This is a genomic window from Geminisphaera colitermitum TAV2 (assembly GCF_000171235.2).
GTDB lineage: Bacteria > Verrucomicrobiota > Verrucomicrobiia > Opitutales > Opitutaceae > Geminisphaera > Geminisphaera colitermitum.
This window is the reverse complement of the sequence record NZ_ABEA03000205.1, coordinates 1-6508: the sequence shown is the minus strand read 5'-3', so window position 1 is coordinate 6508 and position 6508 is coordinate 1. Positions and strand designations below refer to the sequence as shown.

The 6508-nt window shown below is 59.4% G+C and carries 5 protein-coding genes and 1 pseudogene; 3 read left to right on the top strand and 3 right to left on the bottom strand.

All coding sequences use genetic code 11. The features are described from left to right. Positions 1-1690, bottom strand: a pseudogene (locus tag OBACDRAFT_RS23860) (hypothetical protein); the annotation flags it as partial. 220 nt (positions 1691-1910) lie between these two features. Between OBACDRAFT_RS23860 and OBACDRAFT_RS23855 the strand changes: the two are divergent. Next, entirely contained in the window at positions 1911-2831 is a 921-nt protein-coding gene (locus tag OBACDRAFT_RS23855; protein WP_157837272.1) for a hypothetical protein, read from the top strand. A 41-nt stretch (positions 2832-2872) separates the two neighbouring features. Further along, on the top strand, positions 2873-3610 hold the full coding sequence (locus OBACDRAFT_RS23850; protein WP_043589597.1) for a type II secretion system protein: 738 nt from the start codon (positions 2873-2875) through the stop codon (positions 3608-3610). A gap of 146 nt (positions 3611-3756) precedes the next feature. Here OBACDRAFT_RS23850 and OBACDRAFT_RS23845 read toward each other — a convergent pair whose 3' ends face one another. Together OBACDRAFT_RS23845 and OBACDRAFT_RS23840 are read right to left on the bottom strand one after the other, a co-directional pair. Continuing rightward, complete coding sequence (locus OBACDRAFT_RS23845; RefSeq protein ID WP_052362504.1) at positions 3757-4950, bottom strand: homocitrate synthase/isopropylmalate synthase family protein; 1194 nt, start codon at positions 4948-4950, stop codon at positions 3757-3759. A gap of 22 nt (positions 4951-4972) precedes the next feature. Beyond that, complete coding sequence (locus OBACDRAFT_RS23840; RefSeq protein WP_043589596.1) at positions 4973-5143, bottom strand: ferredoxin family protein; 171 nt, start codon at positions 5141-5143, stop codon at positions 4973-4975. 490 nt (positions 5144-5633) lie between these two features. On the opposite strand from OBACDRAFT_RS23840, the gene nifH reads away from it, so the two are divergent. Next, a complete protein-coding gene (gene nifH / locus OBACDRAFT_RS23835; RefSeq protein WP_043589594.1) occupies positions 5634-6458 on the top strand; it encodes a nitrogenase iron protein in 825 nt (274 codons plus the stop codon). Positions 6459-6508: the final 50 nt, after the last annotated feature.

The window sequence follows — 6508 nt, the reverse complement described above, 5'->3', positions numbered from 1 at the left end:
CCGGGGGGGGGGGGGGGGGGAGGGATAATGCGCGGTCAGGGAGGGGGGGGGGGGTATCCACAATCATGTTACCGGAAAGTGGGGCGGCGGCGGCGAGGCCGAGGCGGGTGCGAAGGATGGGGGCGGTGTCGAGGGGACCGTAAACGATGAGGTCGCCGCCGTGGTCGATCCAGTTGAGGAGGCGTTGTTCGGAGGCGGTGTCGAGCGGGGCAGGGGAGACGAGGATGCGACCGGCAAGCGGGTGTTGGACGTGTTGAGCGGTGGCGAGGGCGTCGAAGGCGCGGGTGCTGATGACGGTGTTGATGGGGAATCCGTCGTTGATGGCCTCACGGATAAACCAGTCGGTGTGGAAGAGGCGTTCGGGCGCGGGGGATTCGCCGAACATGGCGTCGTGGATTTCGTCGAAGGGATAGAGCCAGACGAGGGGACCGGGGGAGTCGGGGCGTTCGGCCCAGGCACGGAGGAGGTGGGGTGTTGATTGATTGGGGACGGTTTCCGGCATGTGGCCGTGCGAGTCGTCGATGCTGAGGAGGTTGAGTGTATCGGCGGTTTGGATGCGACCGTCGGAGGCGATGCGGGCGGTGGCGAGCGGCAGGTAGATGTCGTGGGGCTGGCCTTCGTAACGGTCGAGCCAGGGAGAGTTGAGCCACCAGGGATCGTGAAGGTAATAGCGGAAGGGGAATCCGGTGCGATTTGGGGGAAGTTCGGCGAGGCGAGACATATAGCCGGCGAGTTCGATGCCGAAGTCGCCGTTGATGGCGGCCCAGGGGGAATTGGGGGGCGGGGCGAAGTCGAAGCCGCCTTCGTAGAGTTCGCGGAGAGGGGTGGCGTCGCTGGCGAGGTCGGTGGCAGTGCCGAGGTTGGTGCCGCGGGTTTCGATGCCGATGGAGGGGGGGAGTTCGGCGCGGAGGTCATGCCAAAAGCGGAGGATGCGGTCGCGGGTGTCACGGGCTTTTTGCGGGTCAACAGCGGCGGTAAAAATGGTGCCGTCGAAGAGCGGGCCGATGGTGAGCCAGGTTTCCATGCCGAAGCCGAAGCCATTGGAGAGCCAGAGGTAGTCGAGGCCGATGTCGGTGGCGAGGTGGCGAAACTGGCGTCCGAGGAAGGTGCCGATGCCAGTGTCTTGCGGGATGCCGTCGGGATAGGCGGCGTAGCGGCGGGTATCGGCGTTCAGGATACCGTAGCAGCAGACGAAGCTGGCCTTGCCCATGGTGTCGGAGAGGCAGATTTCGCGGTGACGTTTGTATTTGAAATCGGAGGGGGCGAATTCGCCGCCGGGGTCAAAGGCGAGGCCGACGCGGAAGGGTTTTCCTTGGGTGGCGGGCGCGGCGGAGGCGGCTTCGCGCCAAGCGCGGACAATGGCCGCGAGACGGCGGTAGGTGATCGGGCGGGCGTCGGGGCGGTAGAGGTAGGCGCGGGAGTGAAGACTTTTTTTCTCCGGGTCGCTGGGGATATCGAGGTGGGAGTTGCTGTTGCCGACGTAGCGGGCCCATTCCATTTCGGTGTCGAGGTCACCGGTGTAGTCGAGGATTTCAGAACCATCAGAGGCCCAGAGGAGAATCGAGACACGGGAGGCGTGGCGGGCGAGGTGGTCCCATTGGCGAAGGGCTTCGGCACAGGTGGCGAGCGTGGCCGCGTCGTCGAGGTTACAAAAGGGTTTCAGGGAAACTTCGAGGGTGAGGTCTTGCATGGTGGGATGTGTGAAATGGGTGCCCAGAGAGCGTGGAAAATGGATGGAGGAGATGGGAATTTAGTGTTTAGAATATAAGAACAAGATTCAGTTTTTGTTTTAAATTTCAAAAAATAAAGCGAAAAATGATTGACGAATTTGTTTTTTATGGCGCAGTTTTCAGGAAATTCCCTCTCCTGCCCGGAGGGAGGTCGCAAATACTCAATATCGTTTGCATATTATGAACACTACCCGAAAAATGAAATTTGAAGTGACGCATCTGATCACTTCGTCCTTCGTCCATCGTGCCAGCTTGGTGCTGGGCGTGACGATTCTGACCTGTTCAGCCGTTCCTGTCGCATTGCCGCTCGCGCAGGCGGCCACCATCGTGCCCGATGTCTGGTACTCCGCCACCAGCTCCGGCATCCCCGTGACCGGCGGCGTGCAGTTCACCACGAATGACGGCACTGCGGACGCGGTTCGACACGTCCTGACGTATTTCACGTCGGCGAGCCTGTCGAATGTTGGCGATTCGGTAAGCCTGTCGCTGAAGTTTTCGGCTACGTTTACGGGCACCCCTTCCACATGGGGGGCCAATCTCTTCGGCTTCGGCCTCTATGATTCGGGAGGCAGCCGGATTTCCGCCAACAACCTCGGGGCCACGGGAGGCACGGGGAACCCCTTCAGCGGTTACACTGGTTATCGGGTTGCTGTGCGTCCAAGGGTGACCACCACTCAATCTCCTTTCGATGGCGGGCTTCGTGTTCGAACGGGCACTAGCGCTACTCTTGGAAACAATGGTGCCCATACCGAGGTCACGGGGGGAGGGGTAGGCGGCATAATGGGCACAGCCAGAACTTTTGTATCCGGTACCGAATATGACGTTACCTATACGATCACGCGCACCGATGCGAGTACCCTGAGTATCTCATTTGGAATCGGAGGACTGAGCGGCTACAGCCACACTTGGTCCGTGGCCTCAACTTACACAACCTTCGATACTTTTGCCATTACGCTTTCCAATCAAAACATCTTTGATTCCATCACGCTGACGGATGTAAACATCAGTTCCAATACCTTTATCCCCGAACCGAAAACGATGGCCGCATTGCTGGGCCTTGGCGTCTTGATGATCGCCATTGGAATTCGGCGGGCATGGTAACCATGCCATGTCTTGGTTCATTTCACCCTTCCTTTCCCCCCATGAAAAATACTCCATGCCAACGACTCTGCGTCCCTGCTGCAGCTTTCACGCTGGTCGAACTTTTGACCGTCATTGCAATCATCGGCATTCTGGCGGCGATTATCATCCCGACGGTTGGCAAGGTGCGCGAGTCGGCGCGCGTGACGCGCAGCGTGGGCAACCTCAAATCCATCGGGCAGGCCGTGCAGCTTTATCTGGCGGACAACAAGGACCGGTTCCCGCCATTGGGGCAGGGGTCAGGATTTACCGCGCCGTTGTGGACGGATACGGGGCTGAATGATCCGGATTGGAAAAAGGGGTTGAACGCGTATTTGCCGACAACCGGGCGAAGGCGTTTTGTGGACTACAAGGGCACGGAGTACTCGATCAATGAGGTTTACGTGGACCCGATGCTGGCGGCAGACCGGCATCACAACGCGGGCGACTATGGCGCGAATAACCAGATTTTCAAAAGGGACGGAAGCGAGATTGCCTTGAATCAGATTGAAAACAGTCCGTCACGATTGGTGCTGGTTGCCACCGCCGAGACGATAACTTTTACGCCGCCAATCGGTAGTTGGTTTTTGGAGACATATAATTGGGTCCACGGCCAGTCTCCGATGAACAATCCGCCGTCAGATCGCGGCACCGGCAAAGTCCCCGTGGTGTTTGTTGACGGCCACGTGGAGCAGCTTTCCAAGGCGCGGCTCGACAGCGACCAAACTTACCGGCGGTCATTGTTTTTGATCAAACCGTGAGGCGTAGATCCACGCTTACGGGCAGCTGCACAAGGAGACGGGACCGTCTTTGGATTGATCCCATAGCGTCGGTGTCATTTCCACACGCGTTTTTGCATTCTGATGCCGTTAACGTTTGCAGAAGAAGCATCATGTCAAAAAAGTCGTCATCGATTCGCAACATTAAGTGTTAGATGGGGTTGTGCTCTTGCTGAAGAGCTGTTGCTCCGCCATTCCGCAAGCAACGCCAGTGCCTCGGCTGCGGTCAACGGAACCCCGCTAGCCTGCGCCCGGGAACGCACCTCTTCGGCAAGGTGGCGGGCTTCGGTTTTGGCGAGCGTGACACCGCACGTCGCAAGCGCGGCGGCGACAGCGGCTCCCCCGGTGTGGGCCCCGAGGACAAAATCCGACGCCGCATGCCCGACATCGGCGGGATCAAACGGCTCGTAACTGCGCCGGTCGCGCAAGAGACCCGCGCAATGGATGCCCGATTCGTGCAGAAACGCCCCCGCCCCCACAACCGGCTTCTGCACAGGGACGGGACGCCGCGAGGCCCGCGCAACCAGAGCGGAAAGCTCCACAAAACGGCTCGTGTCGATGCCGCAATCGATGCCCTGCGCAACCTTGAGCGCCATGACCACCTCCTCCAGAGCGGCGTTTCCGGCGCGTTCACCGAGCCCGTTGACCGTCAGGCTGGCGGCGGAGGCTCCGGCGGAAAAGGCGGCGAGCGTGTTGGCCGTGGCAAGGCCGAGATCGTTGTGCGCATGGATTTCCACGGGCAGCGCGGGCGCTGCATGGCGGAGATGGCTGGTCAAACCGGCGGTTTTGTCGGGAGTGAGGAAACCGACTGTATCGGCGAGACGGAGACGGACGGCGGGCGTCCGGGCGGCGGCGGCGGCAAACTCGGCCAGAAAACCCGGATCAGCCCGTGAAGCGTCCTGCGCGCCAACGGTCACTTGGTCAAAGTGCTCGCGGGCGGCGGCGGTGAGTTCGTCGAGCGAAGCGAGCACGGTGGCGGGAGTCGCGCCCCATATGCGCATGTGAATATTGGATACGGGAAACGAGAGATGCACGCCCGTGACGCGGCAGGCGCGCGCGAGGGCGATGTCGCCGGGCAGGGCACGGCACCAAGTGATGATCCGGGCACGGCCGGCGACGGCGTCGGCCACGGCGTTGATGTCGTCGATGGCCCCGGCGCCAGCGGCAGGGATGCCCACCTCAAGCTCCGGGACGCGCGCCTCCACGAGAGCGCGGGCGATGGCGAGTTTGTCGGCTTGGGAGAAAACCACGCCCGCTGCCTGCTCGCCGTCGCGGAGCGTGGTATCGATGAGGTGCAGGCGGTGTGGCGAAGGATGCTGCATGGCGGATAATCACGCGCGGGGGTTATTCGGAGTGCGGGGCGCTTTCCGGGCAGGCGTCGGCGCAGGCTCCGCAGTCGATGCAGAGCTTGGGGTCGATGCGATAAGGGGAACCAGCTTTGATGGCTTCCATCGGGCAGTCTGCAATGCAAGCGCCGCAGGCGACGCATTTTTCGGGTGTGATTTGGTAGGACATAGGTGTGTGTGACGTGTGTTAAATTTTCCACCAAGACAGAGTCGCGAATTCCCCGTGGGACATGCCCCTGCACCCATGATGGCGTGATTTATTCGGTTTTTCACCGGACGGATTCCAAAATGAGCACGTGCCATGCCATCCCCGCAGCCGGCTTTTTCAACCAGGCGTGGTCATTTTTTTACGATGAGTGATGGCGAGTTGTATTCATACGCGGCGGTACGGTTCGAGGAAACTACATCTGGGAACAGCAGTGGCACGAAAAGTTCGTCCGGGTACAATGCGCGGAGCGTGGAATATACATAAGGGAACTATTCCGGATAAATCGTACGGAGTTGTGTATAGTAGAGGCTTCAGAAAAAGAAAGTGGCCTGAAGTATAGATATTAAGGCTCCAATATTATGAGTTGGCACGCCCGCTGCTAAATTGGGGCTTCGAATGGGCAATCTCATTTTGAGGTGTCCGACCAACATTCAAAAGCAGGGGTATTACGATGCGAAAGATAGCGATCTACGGAAAGGGTGGCATTGGCAAATCCACGACCACCCAGAATACAGCGGCCGCCATGGCCTATTTTCACAATAAGAAGATTTTTATTCACGGGTGCGACCCCAAGGCGGACTCGACCCGTCTCATTCTTGGGGGCAAGCCTCAGGAGACACTCATGGATGTGTTGCGGGAGCAGGGGGCGGAAAAAGTCACCAACGAGAAAGTCATTAAAGTGGGTTTTAAAGACATTCACTGTGTTGAATCGGGCGGCCCCGAGCCGGGAGTCGGCTGCGCGGGGCGCGGAGTCATTACCGCGATCGACCTGATGGAGGCCAACGGAGCCTACACTCCCGACCTAGACTTCGTCTTCTACGATGTCCTCGGCGACGTGGTGTGCGGCGGCTTCGCCATGCCCATCCGCGACGGCAAGGCGCAGGAAGTCTATATCGTGGCATCCGGGGAAATGATGGCCGTCTATGCCGCGAACAACATCTGCAAGGGACTTCTCAAGTTCGCCAAGCAGAGCGGCGTGCGCCTGGGCGGCATCATCTGCAACAGTCGTAAGGTGGACAGGGAAAGAGAGTTTATCGATGAGTTTACCTCCGCGATCGGCACTCATATGATCCACTTTGTGCCACGCGACAACGTCGTGCAAAGGGCGGAGTTTAACAAAAAGACCGTCACCGAATACGATCCCTCGGACAATCAGGCGAACGAATATAGCGAGCTGGCCCGCAAGATCATCGAAAACAAAAACTTTGTGATTCCCAAGCCGCTCACCATGGACGAACTCGAAAAGATGGTGGTCAAATACGGCCTGGCTGAATAATATCAGTCGCAGTCACAACGAGAGCACCCTCCCCCCCCCCCCCCCCCCCT